This window comes from Streptomyces sp. NPDC039423 (assembly GCF_055598725.1).
The window spans coordinates 476,761-500,216 of the sequence record NZ_JBVKAH010000004.1 but is presented as its reverse complement, the minus strand read 5'-3'; the positions used below and the strand labels follow the sequence as shown (position 1 = coordinate 500,216).

Sequence of the window (23,456 nt, the reverse complement as noted above, 5' to 3'; positions counted from 1 at the left end):
TGCACGCGAGCGCAGGGGCGTACAGGGGGAGCGTGAACACGGCGCGTTACGCTGCACGGCGGGACCGCACGGACACGAGGGCCCGGACAGCTTCGAGGGAGAGCCATGGACACCGCACTGCCCCAGGACGCGGACGCACTGACCTACCGCGACGCCACCGAGGCCGACGTGCCCGCGCTCGTCGAACTGGTCGAGTCGGCCTACCGGGGCGACTCCAGCCGGGCCGGCTGGACCACCGAGGCGGACATCCTCGACGGGCAGCGCACCGACCCCGAGGGCGTCCGCGAGGTCATCGCCACGCCCGGTTCGCGGCTGCTGATCGCCGAGCGGGAGGGCACCCTGGTCGCCTGCTGCCAGCTCGAACACCGGGGGGACGCCGCCTACTTCGGGATGTTCGCCGTCCGCCCCGGCCTCCAGGGCGGCGGCCTGGGCCGGCGCGTCATCGCCGAGGCGGAGCGGCTCGCCTCCGCCGGGTGGGGCGTGCGCGAGATGCACATGACGGTGATCTCGGTCCGGGACGAGCTGATCGCCTGGTACGAGCGGCGCGGCTACCGCCGCACCGGGCGGACGACCCCGTTCCCGTACGGCGACGAGCGCTTCGGCCTCCCGCTCCGCGACGACCTGGAGTTCGAGCTCCTGGTGAAGGACCTCGTACCGCCGCGCGCCTGAGGGACACCGCGGGCCGGGCGGGACTTCGCCGACACGACCCGGGACCGGGGGGCCGCCCGCCGCTCACACGTCCCGCGCCGCGGTCCCCGGCAGACCGGGCTCGCCCGGCTCGCCCGGTCCTCCTGATCCGCCGCGTCCCTCCGGTCCGCCGGGAGGGGCGGCCCGGTCGCTCCGGGTCGACCCCGGCGGACGGTCCATCGACCCCGGCTTGCCCAGCGAACCGGTGTCGACCGGCTCCCGCCCGGCCGGTTCCCCGCCCGGCGGGCGCCCCGTGTCACCCGGCGCCCCCGGCCGGTCCGTGGCGAACGCCAGCCGCCCGTCGCCGACCGTCACCCGCACCCGCGAGTCCGCCGGGAGCCGGCCGTCCAGCAGCAGCCGGGACAGCCGGTTGTCGACCTCCCGCTGGATGGTGCGCCGCAGCGGACGGGCCCCGTACTCGGGCTGGTGGCCGCGGCGGGCGATCCAGTCGACGGCCTCCGGGGCGAACTCGACCGTGACGTCCTGCGCGCGCAGCCGGCGCCGGGTCTCCTCCAGCAGCAGGTCGGTGATCCGGTGGAGCTGCTCCTCGTCGAGCCGCCGGAACAGGACGATGTCGTCGATGCGGTTGAGGAACTCGGGGCGGAAGTGCTCCCGCAGCGGCCGCAGCGCCCGCTCCCGCATCGCCTCGTCCTCCGCGCCGGACTCCGCCGAGCCGAAACCGAGCACGCCCCGGCCGGTGCCGATGGCCTCCGAACCGAGGTTGCTGGTCATCACGACGACCGTGTTCTTGAAGTCCACCGTGCGGCCCTGCGAATCGGTCAGCCGCCCGTCGTCCAGCACCTGGAGCAGGATGTTGAAGACGTCCGGGTGGGCCTTCTCCACCTCGTCCAGCAGCAGCAGCGAGTACGGGTGGCGGCGCACCGCCTCGGTGAGCTGCCCGGCCTCCTCGTGCCCCACGTACCCGGGCGGCGCGCCGACCAGCCGGCTGACGGTGTGCCGCTCCTGGAACTCGCTCATGTCCAGGCGCACCATCCGCTCCTCGCTGCCGAACAGCGCGTCCGCCAGCGCCCGCGCCAGCTCCGTCTTGCCCACCCCGGTCGGGCCGAGGAAGAGGAAGCTGCCGATCGGGCGCCGCGGGTCGGCCAGGCCGGCGCGCGAGCGCAGTACCGCCTCGGACACCGCGGTGACGGCCTCGTCCTGGCCGATCACCCGCTGCCGCAGGTGCTCCTCCAGTCCCAGGAGGCGGTCCTTCTCCTCCTGGGTGAGGCTGCTGACCGGGATGCCGGTCTGCCTGCTGACGACCTCCGCGACGTCCTCCGCCGTGACCTCCACGACCCGTCCGTCCCCGGCCGGCCGGGCCCCGCGCCCCGCCTTGATCCGTTCACCGATCTCCTGGATGCGGTCGCGCAGCTCCGTCGCCCGCTCGTACTGCTCGGCCGCCACCGCCTGGTCCTTGTCCCGGGCCAGCTGCTCCGCCTGGCGCTCCAGCGCCCGGACGTCGGTGTCGGTGTGGGTGCGCAGCCGCACCCGGGCGCCCGCCTGGTCGATCAGGTCGATGGCCTTGTCGGGCAGGAAGCGTTCGGTCAGGTACCGGTCGGACAGCTCGACGGCGGCGCTCAGCGCCCCCTCGGTGTAGCGGACCTGGTGGTGGGCCTCGTAGCGGTCCTGGAGGCCGCGCAGGATCTCCAGCGCGTCCTCGGGGGCCGGCTCGGGCACCAGGATGGGCTGGAACCTGCGGGCGAGCGCCGCGTCCTTCTCGATGTAGCGGCGGTACTCCTCCATGGTGGTCGCGCCGATGACGTGCAGTTCGCCCCGGGCGAGCGCGGGCTTGAGCATGTTGCCCGCGTCCATGGGCCCGCTGTCGCCGCCCCCGCTGCCGGCTCCGGCGCCGACGACGGTGTGCAGTTCGTCGATGAAGACGACGAGTTCCTCGGAGTGGGAGCGGATCTCCTCGATGATGTTGTTCAGCCGCTCCTCGAAGTCGCCGCGGTAGCGGGTGCCGGCGACCACGCCCGACAGGTCGAGCGCCACGAGGCGCCGGTCGCGCAGCGTGTCCGGTACGTCGTGCTCGGCGATCCGCTGGGCCAGTCCCTCCACGATCGCCGTCTTGCCGACTCCGGCGTCGCCGATCAGCACGGGGTTGTTCTTGCCGCGCCGGGACAGCACCTCGACGGTCTGCTCGATCTCCGTGTCCCGGCCGATCACCGGGTCGATGCGGCCCGCCCGGGCCATGTCGGTCAGGTCGCGGCCGTACTTGTCCAGCGTGGGCGTGCCGCGCTGGGGCGCCGGCCGCTGGTCGGTGTCGCCCACCCAGGGGCCCGGGCCGCCGCGCCCGGGGCCGGAGCCCTGGACGGCGCCCGGGTCGAACTTGGCCGCGTTCAGTATCCGCCCCGCCGCCGAATCCGGGTTGGAGGCGAGCGCCGCGAGCACGTGCTCGGGGCCGATGTACGAGGCGCCCGTGTGCCGCGCCAGGTCGTGGGCGTCGAGCAGCGCCCGCTTGACGGCGGGCGTCACGGCGATCCGGGACTGCGGGGGCCCCTCGCCGGCGGTCCGGTCGATCTCCTCGGCCAGGGCGTCCGGATCGGCGCCCGCGCGGGCGATCAGGTCCCGGGTCGGCTCGGTGGCGAGGGCGGCCCGCAGCAGGTGCTCGGTCTCCAGATCGGTACTGCCGTGCTCGGCCGCGTAGGAGGCCGCGTCACCCACCATCCGGCGCGCGGGTTCGCTCATCAGACGGCCGATGTCGATGTACCGGGGGATGGGCCGCCCGCCGGCGGCCGGGGACGATCCGGACCCGCCCCCGAAGAAACGGGCCAGGAACTCGCTGAACGGGTCGGAGCCGTAACCCTCCGGACCCATGAAACCGCTGCTCATATGCGTCCGTTCCGGTGTCCGGTGTGGCCGGGACACGCTGTACGAGAAGACCTGTCGGATCCAGGTCGCGGGTTCCCGAGCGCATTCCGGTTACACCTGTGACGGGTGGTACGCACAGCGGCTCCGTGCCGCCGCTCAGGCGATGAAGCGGCCGGTACGCCGGATCTCGGGGTGGTCGGTCGTCGCGCCGTCCAGTTCGAGCGCGCGGACCAGCCGGAGGTGCTGTGGGGTGTTCACCACCCAGGCGATCACCCGCAGTCCCCCCGCGCGGGCCCGCTCCGTGGTCTCCAGCGTGAGGCGGCGGACGTTCAGCGCGAGCGTGGCGGCGCCCACGGCCCGCGCCCGCGCCACGATGTCGTCGCCCCAGTGGCTCGCGATCAGCACCGTCCGTACGCCCGGCACCAGCCGCGCGATCTCGGCGACCGCCTCGTCGTGGAACGACGAGACCTCCACCCGCCCGGCCAGGTCGCGCCGCCGCATCACCTCGGCCAGCGCCCGGGCGGCGGCCACGTCCTTGATCTCCGCCTGGAGCGGCGTCCGTACGGCGTCCAGGACCTCCTCGAACACCGGGATCCGCTCGCCCAGCCCCGCGTCGAGCTCCCGCAGCTCGGCGAGGGTCTTCTCGGCGATGCGCCCGCTGCCGTCGGTCGTCCGGTCCACCTCGGCGTCGTGCATGACGACGAGCGCGCCGTCCTTGCTCAGGTGCAGGTCCAGTTCGATGGCGTCCATGCCCGCGTGCTCCGCGCGGACGAAGGACCGCAGGGTGTTCTCCGGTTCGACACCCATGACTCCGCGATGACCGATGGTGAGGAAACTCAAGATCTTCTCGCTTCCGTCGACGGCGGTTGCCGCGCGGTGCCGTGCCACCCGCGGCACCGTCGCAGCCTAACGATCCGCGGCCGGGACGGAACCCGTCCCGCGCGAGGAGGCGGAGTGTTCCACCCCGGGCGCGGCGACGCCCAGCAGGAAACCGGTCAGGACGGCGGCGGCCAGGACGGCGCGGAGACTCATGGCACGGGACTTCCGGCAGGGGACGGGACCCCACCGTCCTACCGGCGGCGCCCGGCGTGCCGCCATCCGCTTCACCCGTGCGTGGGCGTGTCGCGGGGGTGCTCCGGCGGGGTGCGGGCGAGGCATGCCGACGACCGGTGCGGGTACCCCGTACGGCCGTTGACAATCCGTGGATGACGCTGCTTCCCCCATGCCGGACAGGAAAAACAGCGGCCTGAGTGGGGGGTGGACAGGATATTTTCTTCCTGCTCCCCTTGTGGCGAAGAACCACCCATGGATACGGTGCTCTGACGCGAGGTTCTCCCGTGGAGGAAGTGTGATGACGGAAATTCTTGTGCAGGATGTTGCCGGCGGGGACGTGACCGCCGACGCCAGGGTGATCGAGCACCCGGCCTGGCCCGAGCTCAAGAATGCCGTGGAAGAGATCCGCCCCTGGCAGTCGGCGGACGGTTCCATCGACTTCACGGCCGAGGGCGCCCCCTCCCGTGCCCTCGTCGACACCACCCTCGACCGGGTCGTCTCGGCGGTCGAGCAGCTCTCCCCGCTGCTCCCGCACGACACCGCGTACCACCGCGCGCTCGTCGCCGACCTGCGCAAGTGGGCCGACAGCGGCTTCGCGGTGCCGGACTTCCTGGACTCGCTGCTGGCCTTCCAGCCGGCCGCCAACCGCATGGACGGCCTCCAGCACCTGGTGCTGTTCCCCATGTACACCCAGAACGGCAACCCGGACCGCAACCTCGAAGCGGTCGTGCTGCGCATGGTCTGGCCGGAGTGGCTCGCCGAGCTGGAGGCCACCCGCTACGACAACCCGCTGTTCTGCGGCATCACCTTCGAGGACTTCACCTCCGGGTACGACACCAACTCGGCCGTGCTCTTCCCCGAGACCATCGCCGTGCGCGAGGCCCCCGAGCGCTTCAGCTGGGGCGGCATCTTCTGCGACCGCGAGGCCGCCCGCTTCCGCCGCGTCACCGAGGCGGCCGTGGACATCCTCGGTCTGGAACTGCCCGAGGACATCCGCGAGATGCTCGGCGACCAGGAGCGCTGCGAGAAGGCCTTCGTGCTCTGGGACATGGTCCACGACCGCACCCACAGCCACGGCGACCTGCCGTTCGATCCCTTCATGATCAAGCAGCGCCAGCCGTTCTGGATGTACGGCCTGGAGGAGCTGCGCTGCGACCTCACCGCCTTCAAGGAGGCCGTGAAGCTCGACGCCGAGGGCAACCCCCACGGCCGTGACGTCCAGTACGCCGTGCTGTTCGACCGGATGTTCCGCTTCCCGGTCACCGGCGACCGCAACCGGAACTACGACGGCCTCGGCGGCCAGCTCCTCTTCGCGTACCTGCACAAGCACGACGTGCTGCGCTGGACCGACAACACGCTGAAGATCGACTGGGAGCGCGCCCCGCTGGTCACCAACCAGCTCTGCGACGAGATCGAGCGGCTCTACCGCGACGGCATCGACCGCCCGAAGCTGGTCCACTGGTTCGCCGCGTACGACCTGGTCTCCGACTACCTCGCCCCGCACCCCGGCTCCCGCTGGGCCAAGGGCCCCGACGCGCTCGACCTCAGCCTGCCGCCGCGCAAGCTCGTCGACGACGTGCTTCCGGACGAGTTTCCGCTGAGCATGTTCTATGAGGCCCTCTCCAAGAAGCTGAAGAACGTGATCGCCTCCACCAAGGGCATCACCGCCGAGAAGGCCGAGAGGGTCGCCGCGTGAGCTCTCGTACGGAGGAGACGACGACCATGAACGGCAAGGGCAACGGAAACGGCGGCCCGCTCGAGGGTGCCGTCATCGCGGTGGCCGGAGCGGCGGGCGCGGCCGGCCGGGCCGCTCTGCTGCGGCTCGCGGAGGCCGGCGCGACCGTGGTCGCCTCCGACGCGGACCCGGCCCGGCTCGCCGAGGCGGTCGACGCCGCCCGGTACGCGCACGGCGGGGCGACCGTCGTCGGAGACACCGTCGACCTGCTCGACCTGGGCGCGACCCGGGAGTGGGCCGACAAGACCGAGAAGGAGTTCGGCCGGGTGGACGGCCTGGTCCACCTGGTCGGCGGCTGGCGCGGCAGCGCCACCTTCGCCGCCACGGACCTGGCCGACTGGGCCCTGCTGGAGAAGCTGCTGATCCGCACCGTCCAGCACACCTCCCTCGCCTTCCACGACGGGCTGCTGCGCAGCGACCGCGGCCGCTACGTGCTGGTGAGCGCCTCCGGCGCCAGCAAGCCCACCGCCGGGAACGCCGCCTACGCCGCGTCCAAGGCGGCGGCCGAGGCCTGGACGCTCGCGCTCGGCGACGCCTTCCGCAAGGCGGGCGGCGAGGACGGCCCGAAGGCCGCGGCTACGATCCTGATCGTGAAGGCTCTGGTGCACGACGCCATGCGCGCCGAGCGCCCGAACGCCAAGTTCGCGGGCTTCACGGACGTCACGGATCTGGCCGACGAGATCGCCGCCGTCTGGGAGAAGCCCGCCCGGGAAGTGAATGGACAGCGCCTGTGGCTGACCCCCAAGCCGTGACCCCCCAGACCGCCAGGACGGACGCGAAGCGTCGCCACGACCCGGCGGTGCGGGGCTTCGCCAGTGACAACTACGCGGGCGTCCACCCCGAGATCCTCGCGGCCATCGCCCTCGCCAACGGAGGCCACCAGGTCTCCTACGGCGAGGACGTGTACACCGACCACCTCCAGCGGCTGATGCACAGCCACTTCGGGCCGACGGCCGAGGCGTACCCGGTGTTCAACGGCACCGGCGCCAACGTCACCGCCCTCCAGGCGCTCACCGACCGCTGGGGCGCGGTCATATGCGCCGAGTCCGCGCACATCAACGTGGACGAGGGCGGCGCGCCCGAGCGCATGGCCGGGCTGAAGCTGCTGACGGTCCCGACGCCGGACGGCAAGCTGACCCCCGAGCTCATCGACCGGCAGGCGTTCGGCTGGGACGACGAGCACCGCGCCATGCCCCAGGTCGTCTCGATCACCCAGAACACCGAGCTGGGCACCCTCTACACGGTGGACGAGATCCGGGCGATCGTGGAGCACGCCCACGGTCTGGGCATGAAGGTGCACCTCGACGGCGCCCGGATAGCCAACGCGGCCGCCTCGCTGGACGTGCCGATGCGGGCGTTCACCAACGCGGTCGGGGTCGACGTGCTGTCCTTCGGCGGCACCAAGAACGGCATGCTCGGGGGCGAGTGCGTGGTCGTGCTCAACCCGGACGCGGTCAGCCACATGAAGCACCTGCGCAAGATGTCGATGCAGCTCGCCTCCAAGATGCGCTTCATCTCGGTGCAGTTCGAAGCGCTGCTCGCCAAGGACCTGTGGCTGCGCAACGCCCGGCACGCCAACGCGATGGCGCAGCGCCTGGCGGAGGGCGTGCGCGCGGTCGACGGGGTGGAGATCCTCTACCCGGTGCAGGCGAACGCCGTGTTCGCACGGCTTCCGCACGCGGTGACCCGGCGCCTCCAGGAGCGGTTCCGCTTCTACTTCTGGGACGAAGCGGCCGGCGACGTGCGCTGGATGTGCTCCTTCGACACCACGGAGGACGACGTCGACGCGTTCCTGCTGGCGCTGAAGGAAGAGATGGCGCACGGCTAGAGGTGAATAAGTATGCGGCCGACCGGAAAGTGATTGACTCCGGTCGGCCGTCTGCCTATGGTCGGGCAGCATGGAGCTCATCCAGCAGGTGCCCCAACTCTCCGCATACGTAGCGGCAGACGACGTCATCGACCATGAGCACCTGCGGGTGCGGGCGGTGGTGAAGCGCCTCGCCGTCGATCATCCGGACGCATACTCATACGCGGAGGCCGCCTTCGCGTTCGTCCGCGACACCATTCCCCACTCGCAGGACACCGACGACCCGCGCGTCACCTGGCGCGCCTCCGACGTGCTGGAGCGGCGCACCGGGATCTGCTACGCCAAGTGCCATGCCCTGGCAGCCCTGCTGCGTGCCCGGTCCATCCCCACGGCCCTGTGTTACCAGGGCTTCGAGGCCCTGCACGGTCTGGTCGCGGTGCGGCTCCCCGGCGGGGCGGGCTGGGTGCGCCAGGATCCGCGGGGCGGCGGGCCGGGTGCGGCCGCCCGGTTCCGGGCCGACCGGGAGCAGGTCGCCTTCACCGTACGACCAGAGTCCAATGAAATGGACTATCCGGTGCTGTACGCTGAACCACATCCGGTCGTCCTGGACGCCTTGAAGGCCGCCCGCGACCGGCGCCACCTGGACGGCACGCTGCCCACGCACCTGCCACCCACCCGCTGACCCGGAACGGCCCGACCATGACCCTGACGCTCACCGTCTCCGACGAGGTACGCACGCTCGTCCCCGGCTTCACCCACCTCGCCGTCGAGGCCCGGGGTCTGGTCAACGGGCCCAGCGACGGGACCAGCGCGGCCCTCCTCGACGATGCGGCCCGGCGGCTCGCCGAGCGCCTCGGGGGCCGCGCCCCGCACGAGGACCCGCACATCGCCGCCTGGCGCGCGGCCTACGGCGCCTTCGGCGCCAAGCCGTCCCGTACCCGCAACTCCGCCGAGGCGCTCGCCAGGAGGGCCCTCGCCGACGGTGGCCTGCCCCGGATCAACCGGCTGGTCGACGCCTACAACGCGGTCAGCGTGGCGCACCTCGTCCCGGTCGGCGGCGAGGACGCCGACCGGATCCGCGGCGGGATGCGGCTGGTCCGCGCCACCGGCACGGAGCCGTTCGCCACCGCCGCGGGCGGCGAGGAGGTCACCGAGCACCCGGAGGCCGGCGAGGTGGTCTGGTGCGACGACGAGGGCGTCACCTGCCGGCGCTGGAACTGGCGCCAGGGCGTCCGCACCCGGCTCACCGAGCGGTCGGTGAACGCGCTGTTCCTCCTGGAGGGCCTCGCGCCGCTGACGCGCGGCGAGCTGGAGGCCGCGGGCGCCGAACTGGCCGAATCCCTGGAGAAGCTCAGCCCCGGCGCCTTCGTCACGGTCCGCCCGCCGGTCTGACGCGCCCGTGCGGCGCGCCGGCGCCGGGCCCACGCCGGTCCGGGCCCGCGCCGCCGGACCCGGGCCCCGGGCCGTACCGTCAGCCCGCCTCGCGGACCTCGGCCGGGGTCGGGGCCGTACCGCCGAGGTGCGCCGGGACCCACCAGGTGTCGGCCGCGTCCTTGGGTCGCACCGGGTACGAGCGCTGCGCCGCCTCCAGCAGCTCCTGCACCCGCTCGCGCAGCCTGCGGGTGATCGCGCCCGCGTACTGGTCGGTCGGCGCCTCCACCGGCTCGCCCACCCGGATCGTCACCGGGATGTGGCTGCGCCGGAAGTTGCGCGGCCGCCCCTTGGTCCACAGCCGCTGGGTGCCCCACAGCGCCATCGGGATCAGCGGGACGCCCGCCTCCTGCGCCAGCCGGGCCGCGCCCGACTTGAAGCTCTTGAGCGTGAAGGACTGCGAGATGGTCGCCTCGGGGAAGACCCCGATGATCTCGCCGGCGCGCAGCGACTCCAGCGCGTGGTGGTAGGCGGCCTCGCCCTGCGCGCGGTCCACCGGGATGTGCTTCATGCCCCGCATCAGCGGACCGGAGATCTTGTGCCGGAACACCGAGTCCTTGGCCATGAACCGCACGAGCCGCTTCTGCGGCAGTGCCGCCAGACCGGAGAAGATGAAGTCCAGATAGCTGATGTGGTTGCTCACCAGCACGGCCCCGCCCGTCCGCGGGATGTTCTCCGAACCCTGAGTGTCGATCTTCAGGTCGAGCGCCTTGAACATCGTGAGGGCGGCGCCGATGACCGGCCGATAGACGAGTTCTGCCATCTGGAGGAAGACCCTTCTTCAGTGCCTGGGGAGGGTTCTCCCGGCGGAAGTTACGCAGCCGTAGGTATCCGGCATGGGGCCGATCGTGCACCATGTGCGCCGTACAGGCCAGTCCTGACGACTCCGGACAGCGAGATTCTCGTCACGTCATGTCCGCTCAGGAGCGGTTTCATGCCTGTATCGGGAATCCTGTGCGCCCCCGGTGCGCTGCACCGGGGGATGGACGGACGGCATGGCACGGCTGACGGACGGCACGGCGAGGGACGGGAGAGCGGAGTGCGGGAGGGCGAGGGGCGCGGGCGGGTGCTCGGAGCGGCCGAACTGGGTGCGGAGCTGGGGGAGCGGGCGACGCTCGTGCAGTTCTCCAGCGCCTTCTGCCAGCCGTGCCGCGCGACCCGGCGCACGCTGGCCGAGGTGGCGGGGATGGTCGACGGCGTCGCCCATGTGGAGGTCGACGCGGAGCACAACCTCGGCCTGGTGCGCGACCTCGGCATCGTCCGTACCCCCACCGTGCTGGTGCTCGACGGCCAAGGCCGGATCGTCCGCCTGGCCGCGGGCCAGCCCCGCCGGGCCGACGTCATCGCCGCCCTCGGCCACGCCGTGTGACCCCCGTGCCGCTCCCGCCCGCCCCTCCCGCCCCCGGTGCCGGGGGTGTGACCCGGCGCCCACCGGGTAGCGGGGTGTGACCCGCCGTGACGCACGTCGCACATCCCCGGGCGGCCTTGACTGTGCGGGCCACCGATCGTCAGGCTGACGCCGTGCCCCAGGAACTCCTTCTCCACGGGCGGGCGGACGTCGACCCGGCCCGCGGCGCGAGCGCGCGCTGTCCGGGTGTCTGAGCAGCCACGGACCCCCTCCCCGCGCCCCCCGAAGAAGGAACCACCCATGACGGTCCCGTCCCTCGCCGCCGACCCGGCCCCCCGGGCCGCCCGGCTCGCCACGCCCGACCTGCTCCGCTCCGCCTTCCGGCGCCACGCGGCGGGCGTCGCGGTGATCACCGCGCGGGGGGAGCGCCCCGTCGGCTTCACCGCCACCTCGCTCACCTCGGTGTCCGCCGAGCCCCCGATGATCTCGTTCGGCGTAGGGACGTCCTCCTCGAGCTGGCCGGTCATCGCCGAGTCCGGACACGTCGGCGTGCACGTCCTGGGCGAGCACCAGCGCGACCTCGCGGCCACCTTCGCCCGCAGCGGCGCCGACCGCTTCGCCGCGCCGACGCGCTGGCACACCGGCCCCGAGGGCGTACCGGTCCTGGAGGGTGTGCCGGCCTGGCTGGTGTGCCGGATCGTCGCCCGCGTCCCGGCCGGTGATCACCGCCTGGTGGTGGCCGAGGTCGTCGCCGGCGATCCGGACGGCGCCGGGCGTCCGCTGCTCTACCACGAAGGGCGCTTCAACGCTCTGCGCGACTGAGAAATCCCGGTTACGGAGCGTTGGCAAGGTCACAGTTCAAAGCGCTTGCTTACCGGGAAAGCAATCGGTGTACTGACGAGTAATATTTCGGGAGGGGCGTCCACCGCCCCGAGCGGAAACCGTCCCATCAGGCGCCTATGCTGCGTGCAACAAGGCAGCCCAGTTATGACGATGTGTAGGAGAGCCGGCGTGAGCTTGAGGATCGTTGTCTGTGTGAAGTACGTGCCCGACGCCACCGGCGACCGGCACTTCGCCGATGACCTGACCGTCGACCGCGACGACGTCGACGGCCTGCTGTCGGAGCTGGACGAGTACGCGGTGGAGCAGGCGCTCCAGATCGCCGAGGACGCGGACGACGCGGAGATCACCGTCCTGACCGTCGGCCCCGAGGACGCCAAGGACGCGCTCCGCAAGGCGCTGTCCATGGGCGCCGACAAGGCCGTCCACGTCGAGGACGACGACCTGCACGGCTCCGACGTCATGGCCACGTCGCTGGTGCTCGCCAAGGCGATCGAGAAGACCGGCTACGACCTGGTCATCTGCGGCATGGCGTCCACCGACGGCACCATGGGCGTGCTCCCGGCCATCCTCGCCGAGCGCCTGGGCGTTCCGCAGGTCACGCTGCTCTCCGAGGTCTCGGTCGAGGACGGCACCGTCAAGGGCCGCCGTGACGGCGACACCGCGTCGGAGCAGCTCGAGGCGTCCCTGCCGGCCGTCGTGTCCGTGACGGACCAGTCGGGCGAGGCCCGCTACCCGTCCTTCAAGGGCATCATGGCCGCCAAGAAGAAGCCGGTGGAGTCCCTGGACCTCGAGGACCTGGAGATCGAGGCCGACGAGGTCGGCCTGGAGGGCTCCTGGACCAAGGTCGACTCGGCTGCGGAGCGTCCGGCCCGTACGGCCGGCACGATCGTCAAGGACGAGGGCGAGGGCGGCAAGCAGCTTGCCGAGTTCCTCGCGGGCCAGAAGTTCATCTAAGGCTCGCGCGAGCCACTCACCGCCCCCCAGACTCTTCGCATCGCAGGAGATTGAAGTCCCATGGCTGAAGTTCTCGTCTACGTCGACCACGTGGACGGTGCCGTCCGCAAGCCCACGCTGGAGCTGCTGACCCTGGCCCGCCGCATCGGCGAGCCCGTCGCCGTCGCGCTCGGCTCCGGCGCCGAGGCCACCGCCGCCACGCTCGCCGAGCACGGCGCGGTCAAGGTCCTCACCGCCGACGCCCCCGAGTTCGCCGAGTACCTGGTCGTCCCGAAGGTGGACGCGCTCCAGGCCGCGCACGAGGCCGTCTCCCCGGTCGCCGTGCTCGTCCCGTCCTCCGCCGAGGGCAAGGAGGTCGCGGCCCGCCTCGCGGTCCGCATCGGCTCCGGCATCATCACCGACGCCGTCGACCTCGAGGCCGGCGACGAGGGCCCGGTGGCCACGCAGTCCGCGTTCGCCGCCTCCTTCACCACCAAGTCCCGTGTCTCCAAGGGCACCCCGGTCATCACGGTCAAGCCGAACTCGGCTCCCGTGGAGGCCGCCCCGGCCGCGGGCGCCGTCGAGGCCCTGTCCGTCTCGTTCTCCGAGAAGGCCACCGGCACCAAGGTCGTCTCCCGCACCCCGCGCGAGTCGACCGGCCGTCCCGAGCTGACCGAGGCCGCGATCGTGGTCTCCGGCGGCCGCGGTGTCAACGGCGCCGAGAACTTCTCGATCATCGAGGACCTCGCCGACTCCCTCGGTGCCGCCGTCGGCGCCTCCCGCGCCGCCGTCGACGCCGGCTGGTACCCGCACACCAACCAGGTCGGCCAGACCGGCAAGTCGGTCTCCCCGCAGCTCTACATCGCCTCCGGCATCTCGGGTGCGATCCAGCACCGCGCCGGCATGCAGACCTCGAAGACCATCGTGGCCATCAACAAGGACGCCGAGGCCCCGATCTTCGACCTGGTCGACTACGGCGTGGTCGGCGACCTGTTCCAGGTCGTCCCCCAGCTCACCGAGGAGATCAAGTCCCGTAAGGGCTGACCCACGGACGGCCGCGGTCGAACCGCGGCACACGACCGGCTCCGGGGCCGCGCGGTGGATTCCACCGCGCGGCCCCGTGTCGTCGGGGCGACCATTGACGCAGGTCCGGGACACCCATTAACTTCACCATACGGATTGTTGATTCCGTGGAGTGGAAAACTGGAGGGTGTGGGAATGGGTCAGCAGGAGAAGGTGGCGACGAGCCTCACCGGTGCGGTCAGCGAGGGCATCAGCGCCTCCCTCGTCCCGGTCGACGAGGAGCTCGCGCGCCGCTACCCGGGCGACCCCGGCACCCGCCAGCCGGTCCACACCGTGTACGTACCCGGCGAGGCCTTCGACGCCGGGACCATCCGCTCCTGGGGCGACCGGGCGCTCGCCATGCTCGACGAGCACGCCCCCGACGCCGCCTCCTTCGCCGCCGTCCTCGGCCTCCCCGACGCGCTCGCCGCCGACGTCCACGCCCGCGTCCGCGCCAAGCTGGAGCGCGAACCCGTCGAGGACCTCCGCGTCGACTTCGAGGACGGCTACGGCGGCAAGGACGGCACGGCCGAGGACACGGACGCCGCCCGCGCCGCCCGGCTCGTCTCCGAGGCGTACGCCGGCGGCACGGCCGCCCCGTACATGGGCATCCGCATGAAGTGCATGGAGGCCGCCGTACGCGACCGGGGCATCCGCACCACCGACGTCTTCCTCAGCGGCCTCATGGAACACGGCGGCCTCCCCGACGGCCTCGTCCTCACCCTCCCCAAGGTCACCTACGCCGAGCAGGTCAGCGCCTTCGTACGACTCCTGGAGGCGTTCGAGAAGGCCCACGGCCTCGACGCCGGCCGCCTCGGCTTCGAGATCCAGATCGAGACCAGCCAGGCCATCCTCGCCCCCGACGGCACCGCCACCGTCGCCCGCATGATCGACGCCGCCGAGGGCCGCGCCACCGGCCTGCACTACGGCACCTTCGACTACAGCGCCTGCCTCGGCGTGTCCGCCGCCCACCAGGCCAGCGACCACCCCGCCGCCGACCACGCCAAGGCGATCATGCAGGTCGCCGCCGCCGGCACCGGCGTACGCGTCTCCGACGGCTCCACCAACGTCCTCCCGGTCGGCACCACCGAGAAGGTCCACGACGCCTGGCGCCTGCACTACGGCCTCACCCGCCGCGCCCTGGCCCGCGCCTACTACCAGGGCTGGGACATGCACCCCGGCCACCTGCCCACCCGGTACGCGGCCGTCTTCGCCTTCTACCGCGAGGGCTTCGAACAGGCCGCCGCCCGCCTGTCGGCCTACGCCAACCACGCCGGCGGCGATGTCATGGACGAGCCCGCCACCGCCAAGGCCCTCAGCTCCTACCTGCTGCGCGGCATCGACTGCGGCGCCCTCGACACCGACGAGGTCGCCCGCCTCACCGGACTGACCCGCGCGGACCTCGACGGCTTCGCCGCCCCGCGCCGAGGCGACCTGACGGCCACCGCCCAGTAGCGGCGGGCGGCCGTCGGGGCCCGTCATCGCTGCCCCGTACCCTGTACGCCGAACTGATCGCCGGGCGCTACCGGGTGGTCCGGCAGCTCGGGCGCGGTGGCATGGGCGTCGTCTGGCGCGCCGTCGACGAGGTCCTCGGCCGCGAGGTGGCCGTCAAGGAGCTCCGTACGTTCACGGACTCCTCCGGCCACGAGCTGGCCGATCTGCGGCTGCGGATGCAGCGCGAGGCACGGGCCGCGGCGCGGGTCCGCCACCCCGGGGTCATCTCCGTCCACGACGTCGCCGACCACCTGGGCCGGCCGGTCATCGTCATGGAGTTCGTGGACGGGCCGTCCCTCGACGACGTCCTCGCCGAGCGCGGCGTCATGGACCCGCGCGAGGCCGCCGCGATCGGCGCCAAGGTGCTGGAGGCGCTCGACGCCGCGCACGCGGTCGGCGTGCTCCACCGCGACGTCAAGCCCGGCAACGTCCTGCTGGACCGCGGGGGCCGGGTGGTCCTCACCGACTTCGGCATCGCCGCCATGGACGACCCCGGTGACGGCTCCACCACGCACCTGACCCGCAGCGGCGAGATCGTCGGCTCGCTCGACTACCTCGCCCCGGAGCGCGCCCAGGGCCACCAGCCGGGCCCCGCGTCCGACGTCTGGGCGCTGGGCGCCACGCTCTACGCGGCGGTCGAGGGCGCCTCGCCCTTCCGGCGTACGTCGACGTGGTCCACGCTCACCGCGATCGTGAGCGAGCCGCTGCCCGAACCCCGCCGGGCGGGCGCCCTCGGCCCCGTACTGGGGCTGCTGATGCACAAGGATCCGGCCCGGCGGCCGGACGCGGCGACCGCGGCCGGGCTGCTGGCGGCGGTCGCGGAGGGCCGTGACGCCGGGACGGCCGGCGAAGGGCCGTCCGCTCCGGTGTACGTCCCCACCGAGCGCACCGTCCTGCCCCACCGGCCCCAGGGCTTCGGACCGGCGACCGTGGCACCCCAGGAGTCTCCCGTCCCTCCGCCGGGGGCGCCTGCTACGGTCCCGACGGCCGCGGTGACTCCCCGGGAGCGGGAGCGCGGAGGCCGCGGGAAGCTGCTCGTCGCGGCGGCGACGGCCGCCGTGCTGCTCGCCGGAGGAGGCGTGTCGTACGCCTTCATGGGCGACGAGGAGCCGGCCGTGGCGGCCGGCCGGGAGCCGGCCGGCGGGCGGGCCGACGGCTCCGGCAGCCCGGACCCGGGCCGCGCGCTCGACCCCGGTGCCGGCCCCGCCGCGAGCGGCGGCACGCCCGGCGCCGGTCCCGCCGCCTCCGCGCCGGCGGCCGCGACGTCCGCCACGCCGACGCACGGGACGCCCGCCTCCGGCACCGGCGCGGCCACGGGCGGCGGCAAGGACGCTGCCGACGCGGGCGGTTCGACCGGCTCCGCGGCGGGAACGACGGGGGCCGGCTCGGGTACGGGCACCGGTTCGCGACCGGGCTCCACCGGTGGCACCGCCGGCGACGGCGGATCCACGACGACCACCGGCGGCGGCGGGGAGCCCGCCCCGGCGTGCCACTCCATCGGCGGCGGCAAGTACGACTGCCAGGTGTGGCGCACCGCCACGTCCTACCGGGCCGACGGCGGCGAGGCCGGCGTCCTCAACGCCGGCACCAACTACTTCTACTGCCAGAGCGACCTGGGCCGCCGTGAGACCTCGGGGGAGTGGACCAACGTCTGGTGGGCCAGGACGGACGACGACAGCGGCAACACCGGCGTGTACATCAGCGACGTCTACATCAAGGGCGGCGCCAACGACCAGCCGGTACCGGGCCTGCCCCTCTGCTGACCCCGCCGCCCCCCCGGGCCTCACCCGGGCGCGTCGCGATGCCGTGCCCGGCGCCGCGAGGTCATCGCCCGGTTCCGGCCGGTGCGCGCCGGTGCGGGCCGGGCGGGGGCCCGTCGCGGGGCCGTCTCCTACGCGGGCGGGATCTCGCCCGAGCCGCGCGGGATGAGCACCGTGTCCAGGACGGTGCGCGCCGGGGCGTCGTCCGCTCCGTCCAGCCGCCGGAACAGGCGCTCCGCCGCCGTGCGCCCCAGCGCGGCGGCGTCCTGGGCGATCACCGTGATGCCCAGCAGGTCGGCGAGCTCGATGTCGTCGAAGCCGACGAACGCCACCGGCCGCTCGCGCCCGGCCAGCTCCCGCACGGCGGTCACCGTCACCCGGTTGTTTCCGGCGAAGACGGCCGTCACCGGGTCGGGGCCCGCGAGCATCGCGGCCGTGGCCGCCCGTACCCGCTCCGGATCGGTCGGGCCCAGCGACACCCAGGCCTCGTCCACCACCAGGCCCGCGTCCTCCATCGCCGCGCGGTAACCGCGCAGCCGCTCGACGGCGGTGTGGATGCGCGGCCGGTCACCGATGAACCCGATCCTGCGGTGCCCGTGCGCGATCAGGTGCTCCGCTCCGGCGCGGGCGCCGCCGAAGCTGTCGGACAGCACCACGTCCGCGTCGATCCGCCCGGCCGGCCGGTCCACGAACACCGTCGCGATGCCCGCCCGCATCTCCGGCTCCAGGTAACGGTGGTCCGAACCGGCCGGGATGACGATCAGCCCGTCGACCCGACGGGCGCACAGCGCGAGCGCCAGCTCCTGCTCCCGGTCCGGGTCCTCGGCGCTGGAGCCGTTGATGAGCAGCGCCCCGTGCGCCCGGGCGACCTCCTCCACGGCCCGGCTGAGCGGCCCGTAGAACGGGTCGGCGAGGTCCTCCAGGACCAGCCCGATGGAGGCGGTGCGCCCCTTGCGCAGCACCCGCGCGCTGTCGTTGCGGCGGAAGCCGAGCGCCTCGATGGCCTCCTGGACCCGGCGCTCGGTGTCGGGCGTGACTCCCGCCTCGCCGTTGACCACGCGGGACACGGTCTTGAGCCCGACGCCCGCGCGGGCGGCCACGTCCTTCATAGTGGGCCGGTTGCCGTAGCGGTGGGCGGGGCGGCGGGCGGTCTCGGGCACGGTGCGCTGTCCTGTCGTTCGTCGTCCGTGGTGCGGGTGGGTGTGCAAGGCTGTGGCGTCGAGCATAGGCCCTGGACAACGTTGTCATCGCGGGGGAGACTAGGTGGTCGTTCCTGAACCGTTCTCGAACGGCGCCCCGCGCACGTCCGCCGGCCGCGCCGGTCGCGCCCCGCGCGTCCGCGCCGCGCCGTTTTGGCGCCCGTGCGCATGCTCACGCTCTCACCGGGGGATCCGACACCGATGCATTCCGACCTCGTCGCCGCGCTGGACATCGGCGGCACCAAGATCGCCGGCGCCCTGGTGGACGGTGGCGGCGGCATGCGCCTGCGGGTGCGGCGGCCCACCCCGGCGCGGGAGGGCGCCGAGACGGTGATGGGTGCCGTCGAGGCGGTCCTCGCCGAGCTCTCGGCGTCGCCGCTGTGGCCGGGCGTCACGGCCGTGGGGATCGGCAGCGCGGGACCGGTGGACGCCTCGGCCGGTACGGTCAGCCCCGTCAACGTGCCCGGGTGGCGCGAGTTCCCCTTGGTGGAGCGGGTGCGCCGGGCGGTCGGCGGTCTGCCCGTGGCTCTGGTCGGCGACGGTGTGGCGATGACCGCCGCCGAGCACTGGCAGGGTGCCGCCCGTGGGCACGACAACGCGCTGTGCATGGTGGTCTCCACGGGCGTCGGCGGCGGGCTCGTCCTGGACGGCCGTCTGCATCCGGGACCCACCGGCAACGCCGGTCACATCGGTCACATCAGTGTCGATCTGGACGGTGACCCCTGCCCCTGCGGGGCGCGCGGCTGCGTGGAGCGGATCGCCAGCGGGCCCAACATCGCCCGCCGGGCCCTGGAGAACGGCTGGCGGCCCGGCCCGGACGGTGACACCACGGCCGCCGCGGTGGCCGCGTCGGCCCGCGCCGGGGACCCCGTCGCCACCGCGTCCTTCGAGCGTGCCGCGCGGGCGCTCGCGGCCGGGATCGCGGCCACGGCGACGCTGGTCGAGATCGACATCGCGGTGATCGGCGGGGGCGTCGCGGGCGCGGGCGACGTCCTGTTCGCCCCGCTGCGGCGGGCCCTGCGGGACTACGCCACGCTGTCCTTCGTCCGGCGCCTGACGGTCGCCCCGGCGCTCACCGGCGGCGACGCCGGTCTCCTCGGCGCGGCCGCCGCCGTGACCCCCGCCCGCCCCGCGCCGGCCGCCGGCCTCCCCGCCTGAACCCGGCGGGCGCCGCGCCCGCTACGACGGGGCGCCGCGCCGCGTCCATGAGGGACGGACCGGATCACCGTCCGACGCCGCGCCCTGAGGGAACCGGCGTCACCGCCCGGGAGTTCCGCCCGGGAAGGACCGGCGTCACCGGCCGGGCGCCCCGCCCGGCGGCGACCCGGCCCGCCGGGTCAGTGGGCGGCGGCCGGGGTGCGGTACCCCGAGCGGTGATCGGCGCGGAGGTCCATGCCGCGCGGCTGCGGGACGACCACCAGGAACGCGTCCGCGTCGATGTCCATCACGACCTCCGCCGCCAGGCCCTCGTCCCGGCGGGCCCGGGCGAACTCCTCGGCCGGCCACGAACCCCGGGGGCCTCCCGCCGGGAACCTCTCCAACACCATGCGTGCCATCGCACACCCCCTGTCCATCACCTGCTCCAACGACACCCCCTGCCGGGCCGTTACGGCCTGTGCGGGTATGTCTTCATACAGTGAGACGTTCCGTATGCCCCGTCGTCGGCGACGGAAGCGCAACAGCCCGGCCACAGTTCCGTCCCCGGCCGGACACCCGCGTGCCCTCGCGGGTTTCCGTGGCAGGGTGTTGCGGGCAAGCCACTGGGGGCTACGGAGGAGGGGGAACCGTGATCGTCTGGATCAACGGTGCGTTCGGCGCCGGCAAGACCAGTGCCGCGCGCGAACTGATCGATCTGATCCCGAACAGCACCGTCTACGACCCCGAGATCGTCGGCGGGGCGCTGCGCCACCTGCTGCCGCAGAAGAGGCTCGCCGAGGTGACCGACTATCAGGACCTGCCGATGTGGCGGCGCATGGTCGTGGACGCGGCGGCCGCGATGCTCGCCGAGGTCGGCGGCGTCCTGGTGGTGCCGATGACGCTGCTGCGCCAGGAGTACCGCGACGAGATCTTCGGCGGGCTCGCCGCCCGTCGCATCGCCGTGCACCATGTGCTGCTGACACCGGACGAAACGATACTGCGCAGCCGTATCGCCGGTCGCGTGGAGTTCGACGACGACCCCGAGGGCAACGAGCGGGTCCGGCAGTGGGCGTACGACCACATCGAGCCCTACCGGGCGGCGCTCGGCGGCTGGCTGGCCGCCGACGCCCACGCCGTCGACAACAGCCGCCTCACCCCCGCCGAGACCGCGCGGACCGTCGCCGACGCGATCCGCACGGGCGCGGCGCCCGCGTGCGGGATCGTGCAGACGCCGGAGCCGACCGGTGAGACCCTCGCCGCCGGCGTCCTCCTCTTCGACGAGCAGGACCGGGTGCTCCTCGTCGACCCCACCTACAAGCCGGGCTGGGAATTCCCCGGAGGCGTGGTCGAACGCGGCGAACCGCCCGCCCGCGCCGGGATGCGGGAGGTCGCCGAGGAGATCGGGCTCCACCTGGACGCCGTGCCCAGACTGCTGCTCGTCGACTGGGAGCCCCCACAACCGCCCGGCTACGGCGGCCTCCGCCTCCTCTTCGACGGCGGCCGGCTCACCGCCGCCCAGGCCGGACGGGTGCTGCTGCCGGGCGCCGAACTGCGCGGCTGGCGGTTCGTCACCGAGGGCGAGGCCTCCGGGATGCTCCCCCCGAACCGCTTCGAACGGCTTCGCTGGGCCCTGCGCGCCCGCGAACGCGGCACGGTGCTGAACCTGGAGGCGGGTGTCCCGGTCGGCTGACGCGCCGGGCTTCCGGCGCGCTCGGCCGGCACACCGGGACGCCGGGGGTGGCCGGCGCCCGGTCGCGTCCGGCCGCCCGGGGCGCCGGCGGGTGACGCTACGGGCGTACGGTGCCGGCGGCGTCCCGGGCCGCCGCCGCGGCCAGTTCCGCCGCCGCCCCGCCGGTCACCGGGTCCCCGTGCCCGCAGCAGAGGGTGTCCGGTGCCAGGCCGGCCAGCCGCCGCACCGACGCCTTGGCGCGCTCCCGGTCCACATGGAACACGCCCAGCGTCACCCGGCCCACCGACGCGACCGTGTCGCCCGTGAACAGCACGCCGTGCCGGGGCAGGTGCACCGCCATCGAACCGTCCGTGTGGCCCGGTGTGTGGACCGCCACCGCCCCGTCGCCGAACCCGAGCCCGTCCCCGTCCTCGACCTCCCGGTCCACCCGGGTGGGCGGCGCGACCGGGACGGTCAGCCCGTGCTCGTACAGCGGCACCTCCCAGTCGAGGAGTACGGGGTCGGGGACCGGCGCCTCGCCCCGGACGACCGGGGCGTCCAGGGCGTGCGCCAGCACCTCGGCGCCGTACCGCGAAGCCAGTTCCTCCGCCGCGCCCACGTGATCCCCGTGGCCATGGGTGAGCACGATCCGGCGCAGGCCCTCGGGGACCAGGCCCCGGCTCCGTAGCGCCGCCGCGATGAGGGGTGCCGTGCCGGCCCAGCCGGCGTCGATCAGCGTCAGGTCGTCGTCCCCGTCCACCCACACGTACGCCTGCCCCACGGGGAAGCGCAGCATGAGCAGCCGGGGCCGTACCTCGAGGACGTCCACGTTAACGATCATGCGGCGAGCGTAGGCACCCGCGGCCGCCCGGGGCCGTCCGCTCTGCCGTCGGCAGATCCGCCGAGGGCGGATCCGCCGCCAGCGGATCCGGCCGCCGGCCGAACGCCCCGGTCCCGGTCGGCCCGCGCTCCCGCTCAGCCCCGCCCGGCGGCCGCGTAGTTCACCAGGAACAGCGCCTCCGCGACCGACATGCGCTCCAGTTCGTCCGGCGACACGCTCTCGTTCACCGCGTGGATCTGCGCCTCGGGCTCACTCAGCCCGATCAGCAGGATCTCGCTGTCCGGGTACAGCGCCGCCAGCGTGTTGCAGAGCGGGATCGACCCGCCCATGCCGGCGATCTGCATCTCCTGGCCCGGGTAGGCCGCCCCCAGCGCCTCGGCCATCGAGGTGTACGCCGGGCTCGTGACGTCCGCCCGGAAGGGCTGGCCCTGCCCCACCTGCTCCACCGTCACCCGCGCGCCCCACGGGGTGTGCGCCTCCAGGTGGGCGGTCAGCAGCTTCGTCGCCTCCGCCGCGTCCTGGCCCGGTGGCACGCGCAGGCTCACCTGCGCCCGCGCGGTGGCGTGCACGGACGGGGTGGCGCCGACGACCGGCGGGCAGTCGATGCCCATGACGGTGACGGCCGGGCGCGCCCACAGCCGGTCGCCGACCGCACCGTGACCGATGAGCCCGACCCCGTCGAGCACCTTGGCGTCCTTGCGGAAGTCCTCCTCCGGGTACTGGAGGCCCTGCCACGCGCCGTCGGCCGCCAGCCCGTCCACGGTGGTGGAGCCGTCCTCGGCGCGCAGCGAGTCCAGTACGCGGATCAGCGCCGCCAGCGCGTCCGGCGCCGCCCCGCCGAACAGCCCCGAGTGCAGGTTGCCCTGGAGGGTGTCCACCGTGACGCGCACCATCGTCATCCCGCGCAGCGTCGCTGTCACGGTCGGCAGGCCCGCCCGGAAGTTCCCGGCGTCGCCGATCACGATCGCGTCCGCCGCCAGCAGCTCGGGGTGCGCCTCCGCGTACCGCTCCAGGCCGCCGGTGCCCTGCTCCTCCGACCCCTCGGCGATGACCTTGACGCCGACCGGTACCCCGCCGTTCGCCTTGAGGGCGCGCAGCGCGAGCAGGTGCATGATGAACCCGCCCTTGCAGTCGGCGGCGCCGCGCCCGTACCAGCGGCCGTCCTCCCGCTCGGTCAGCTCGAACGGCGGAGTGTCCCAGCCGGCCGGGTCCAGCGGGGGCTGCACGTCGTAGTGCGCGTACAACAGGACCGTCGGCGCGCCCTCGGGGCCGGGCAGGTAGCCGTACACCGCCTGCGAGCCGTCCGGGGTGTCGATCACCGACACGTCCTGGAAGTCCTCCGCCCGCAGCGCGTCGGCCACCCAGGCCGCGGCCGCGCGGCACTCGCTCGGCGGGAACTGGGCCGGGTCCGCCACCGACTGGAAGGCCACCAGTTCCGTCAGCTCCGCCTTGGCGCGGGGCATCAGGGAGGCGACGGTCTCGGCGATCGGTGCGATCGGCCGGGTCGGCTGGGCGGTCATGGGCACGCTCCTGGTGGGTGCGACGGCGGGTCGGGCGTTGCGTGTCGATGTACGGCGAACGCGCGTCCGATCCTCCCACAGGGGCCCCGGACGGCCCGCGCCGTAGGATGCGATCACAAGCATGGG

The 23,456-nt window shown here is 73.7% G+C and carries 22 protein-coding genes; 14 read left to right on the top strand and 8 right to left on the bottom strand.

The features are described 5' to 3' along the window. The first annotated feature begins 105 nt into the window (after positions 1-105). A complete protein-coding gene (locus ACZ7LK_RS16385; RefSeq protein ID WP_471141335.1) occupies positions 106-669 on the top strand; it encodes a GNAT family N-acetyltransferase in 564 nt (187 codons plus the stop codon). A gap of 63 nt (positions 670-732) precedes the next feature. On the opposite strand, the gene ACZ7LK_RS16380 is transcribed toward ACZ7LK_RS16385, so the two are convergent. The 3 genes from ACZ7LK_RS16380 to ACZ7LK_RS16370 all read right to left on the bottom strand — a co-directional run bounded on the left by ACZ7LK_RS16380 (position 733) and on the right by ACZ7LK_RS16370 (position 4,530). Beyond that, positions 733-3,519 (bottom strand): ATP-dependent Clp protease ATP-binding subunit, encoded by a 2,787-nt coding sequence (locus ACZ7LK_RS16380; protein WP_392273447.1) that lies wholly within the window; start codon positions 3,517-3,519, stop codon positions 733-735. Between the two features lie 135 nt (positions 3,520-3,654). Next, the gene (locus ACZ7LK_RS16375; RefSeq protein WP_469465213.1) at positions 3,655-4,338 is read right to left on the bottom strand and encodes a glycerophosphodiester phosphodiesterase; all 684 of its coding nucleotides are present in this window, start codon (positions 4,336-4,338) and stop codon (positions 3,655-3,657) included. A gap of 66 nt (positions 4,339-4,404) precedes the next feature. Then, positions 4,405-4,530: a hypothetical protein gene (locus ACZ7LK_RS16370; RefSeq protein WP_392273449.1), complete on the bottom strand. Its 126-nt coding sequence runs from the start codon at positions 4,528-4,530 to the stop codon at positions 4,405-4,407. A gap of 319 nt (positions 4,531-4,849) precedes the next feature. Between ACZ7LK_RS16370 and ACZ7LK_RS16365 the strand changes: the two genes are divergently transcribed. From ACZ7LK_RS16365 to ACZ7LK_RS16345, 5 genes are all read left to right on the top strand, one after another. Further along, positions 4,850-6,247 (top strand): DUF6421 family protein, encoded by a 1,398-nt coding sequence (locus ACZ7LK_RS16365; RefSeq protein ID WP_392273450.1) that lies wholly within the window; start codon positions 4,850-4,852, stop codon positions 6,245-6,247. Positions 6,248-6,273: 26 nt separating this feature from the next. Next, on the top strand, positions 6,274-7,038 hold the full coding sequence (locus ACZ7LK_RS16360; RefSeq protein ID WP_392273854.1) for an SDR family NAD(P)-dependent oxidoreductase: 765 nt from the start codon (positions 6,274-6,276) through the stop codon (positions 7,036-7,038). Further along, positions 7,035-8,114, top strand: a complete 1,080-nt coding sequence (locus ACZ7LK_RS16355; RefSeq protein ID WP_392273451.1) for a threonine aldolase family protein — start codon at positions 7,035-7,037, stop codon at positions 8,112-8,114. The genes ACZ7LK_RS16360 and ACZ7LK_RS16355 overlap by 4 nt, the downstream gene beginning before the upstream one ends. Before the next feature lie 70 nt (positions 8,115-8,184). After that, entirely contained in the window at positions 8,185-8,775 is a 591-nt protein-coding gene (locus ACZ7LK_RS16350; RefSeq protein ID WP_471141329.1) for a transglutaminase-like domain-containing protein, read from the top strand. A 17-nt stretch (positions 8,776-8,792) separates the two neighbouring features. Beyond that, the gene (locus ACZ7LK_RS16345) at positions 8,793-9,485 is read left to right on the top strand and encodes a B3/B4 domain-containing protein (RefSeq protein WP_392273453.1); all 693 of its coding nucleotides are present in this window, start codon (positions 8,793-8,795) and stop codon (positions 9,483-9,485) included. Positions 9,486-9,564: 79 nt separating this feature from the next. Here the strand turns inward: ACZ7LK_RS16345 and ACZ7LK_RS16340 are convergent, their stop codons facing one another. After that, a complete protein-coding gene (locus tag ACZ7LK_RS16340; RefSeq protein WP_392273454.1) occupies positions 9,565-10,287 on the bottom strand; it encodes a lysophospholipid acyltransferase family protein in 723 nt (240 codons plus the stop codon). A gap of 171 nt (positions 10,288-10,458) precedes the next feature. Between ACZ7LK_RS16340 and ACZ7LK_RS16335 the strand changes: the two genes are divergently transcribed. The 6 genes from ACZ7LK_RS16335 (at position 10,459) to ACZ7LK_RS16310 (ending at position 16,967) form a co-directional block, all read left to right on the top strand. After that, positions 10,459-10,893, top strand: a complete 435-nt coding sequence (locus ACZ7LK_RS16335; protein ID WP_392273455.1) for a TlpA family protein disulfide reductase — start codon at positions 10,459-10,461, stop codon at positions 10,891-10,893. A gap of 279 nt (positions 10,894-11,172) precedes the next feature. Beyond that, positions 11,173-11,694, top strand: coding sequence for a flavin reductase family protein (locus ACZ7LK_RS16330; protein WP_392273456.1), 522 nt, complete (start codon positions 11,173-11,175; stop codon positions 11,692-11,694). A gap of 189 nt (positions 11,695-11,883) precedes the next feature. Next, the gene (locus tag ACZ7LK_RS16325) at positions 11,884-12,669 is read left to right on the top strand and encodes an electron transfer flavoprotein subunit beta/FixA family protein (RefSeq protein WP_392273457.1); all 786 of its coding nucleotides are present in this window, start codon (positions 11,884-11,886) and stop codon (positions 12,667-12,669) included. A 60-nt stretch (positions 12,670-12,729) separates the two neighbouring features. Beyond that, positions 12,730-13,692 (top strand): electron transfer flavoprotein subunit alpha/FixB family protein, encoded by a 963-nt coding sequence (locus ACZ7LK_RS16320; RefSeq protein ID WP_392273458.1) that lies wholly within the window; start codon positions 12,730-12,732, stop codon positions 13,690-13,692. Positions 13,693-13,866: 174 nt separating this feature from the next. Beyond that, a complete protein-coding gene (locus ACZ7LK_RS16315; protein ID WP_469464800.1) occupies positions 13,867-15,165 on the top strand; it encodes a DUF6986 family protein in 1,299 nt (432 codons plus the stop codon). Positions 15,166-15,266: 101 nt separating this feature from the next. Further along, a complete protein-coding gene (locus tag ACZ7LK_RS16310) occupies positions 15,267-16,967 on the top strand; it encodes a serine/threonine-protein kinase (protein ID WP_471141320.1) in 1,701 nt (566 codons plus the stop codon). A gap of 128 nt (positions 16,968-17,095) precedes the next feature. On the opposite strand, the gene ACZ7LK_RS16305 is transcribed toward ACZ7LK_RS16310, so the two are convergent. After that, positions 17,096-18,124 (bottom strand): LacI family DNA-binding transcriptional regulator, encoded by a 1,029-nt coding sequence (locus ACZ7LK_RS16305; RefSeq protein ID WP_471141317.1) that lies wholly within the window; start codon positions 18,122-18,124, stop codon positions 17,096-17,098. Positions 18,125-18,364: 240 nt separating this feature from the next. Between ACZ7LK_RS16305 and ACZ7LK_RS16300 the strand changes: the two genes are divergently transcribed. Further along, positions 18,365-19,321: an ROK family protein gene (locus ACZ7LK_RS16300; protein ID WP_392273462.1), complete on the top strand. Its 957-nt coding sequence runs from the start codon at positions 18,365-18,367 to the stop codon at positions 19,319-19,321. A gap of 179 nt (positions 19,322-19,500) precedes the next feature. Here ACZ7LK_RS16300 and ACZ7LK_RS16295 read toward each other — a convergent pair whose 3' ends face one another. Next, complete coding sequence (locus tag ACZ7LK_RS16295; RefSeq protein WP_471141313.1) at positions 19,501-19,719, bottom strand: hypothetical protein; 219 nt, start codon at positions 19,717-19,719, stop codon at positions 19,501-19,503. A 230-nt stretch (positions 19,720-19,949) separates the two neighbouring features. Here ACZ7LK_RS16295 and ACZ7LK_RS16290 point away from each other — a divergent pair, with 230 nt between their 5' ends. Continuing rightward, positions 19,950-20,990 carry an NUDIX hydrolase gene (locus tag ACZ7LK_RS16290; RefSeq protein WP_469464803.1) on the top strand — a complete coding sequence of 347 codons (1,041 nt, stop codon included), beginning with the start codon at positions 19,950-19,952 and terminating at the stop codon, positions 20,988-20,990. Between the two features lie 97 nt (positions 20,991-21,087). On the opposite strand, the gene ACZ7LK_RS16285 is transcribed toward ACZ7LK_RS16290, so the two are convergent. Continuing rightward, positions 21,088-21,810, bottom strand: coding sequence for an MBL fold metallo-hydrolase (locus tag ACZ7LK_RS16285; RefSeq protein ID WP_471141309.1), 723 nt, complete (start codon positions 21,808-21,810; stop codon positions 21,088-21,090). A 134-nt stretch (positions 21,811-21,944) separates the two neighbouring features. After that, positions 21,945-23,330, bottom strand: coding sequence for a M20/M25/M40 family metallo-hydrolase (locus tag ACZ7LK_RS16280; protein ID WP_469464804.1), 1,386 nt, complete (start codon positions 23,328-23,330; stop codon positions 21,945-21,947). Between the last annotated feature and the right edge of the window lie 126 nt (positions 23,331-23,456).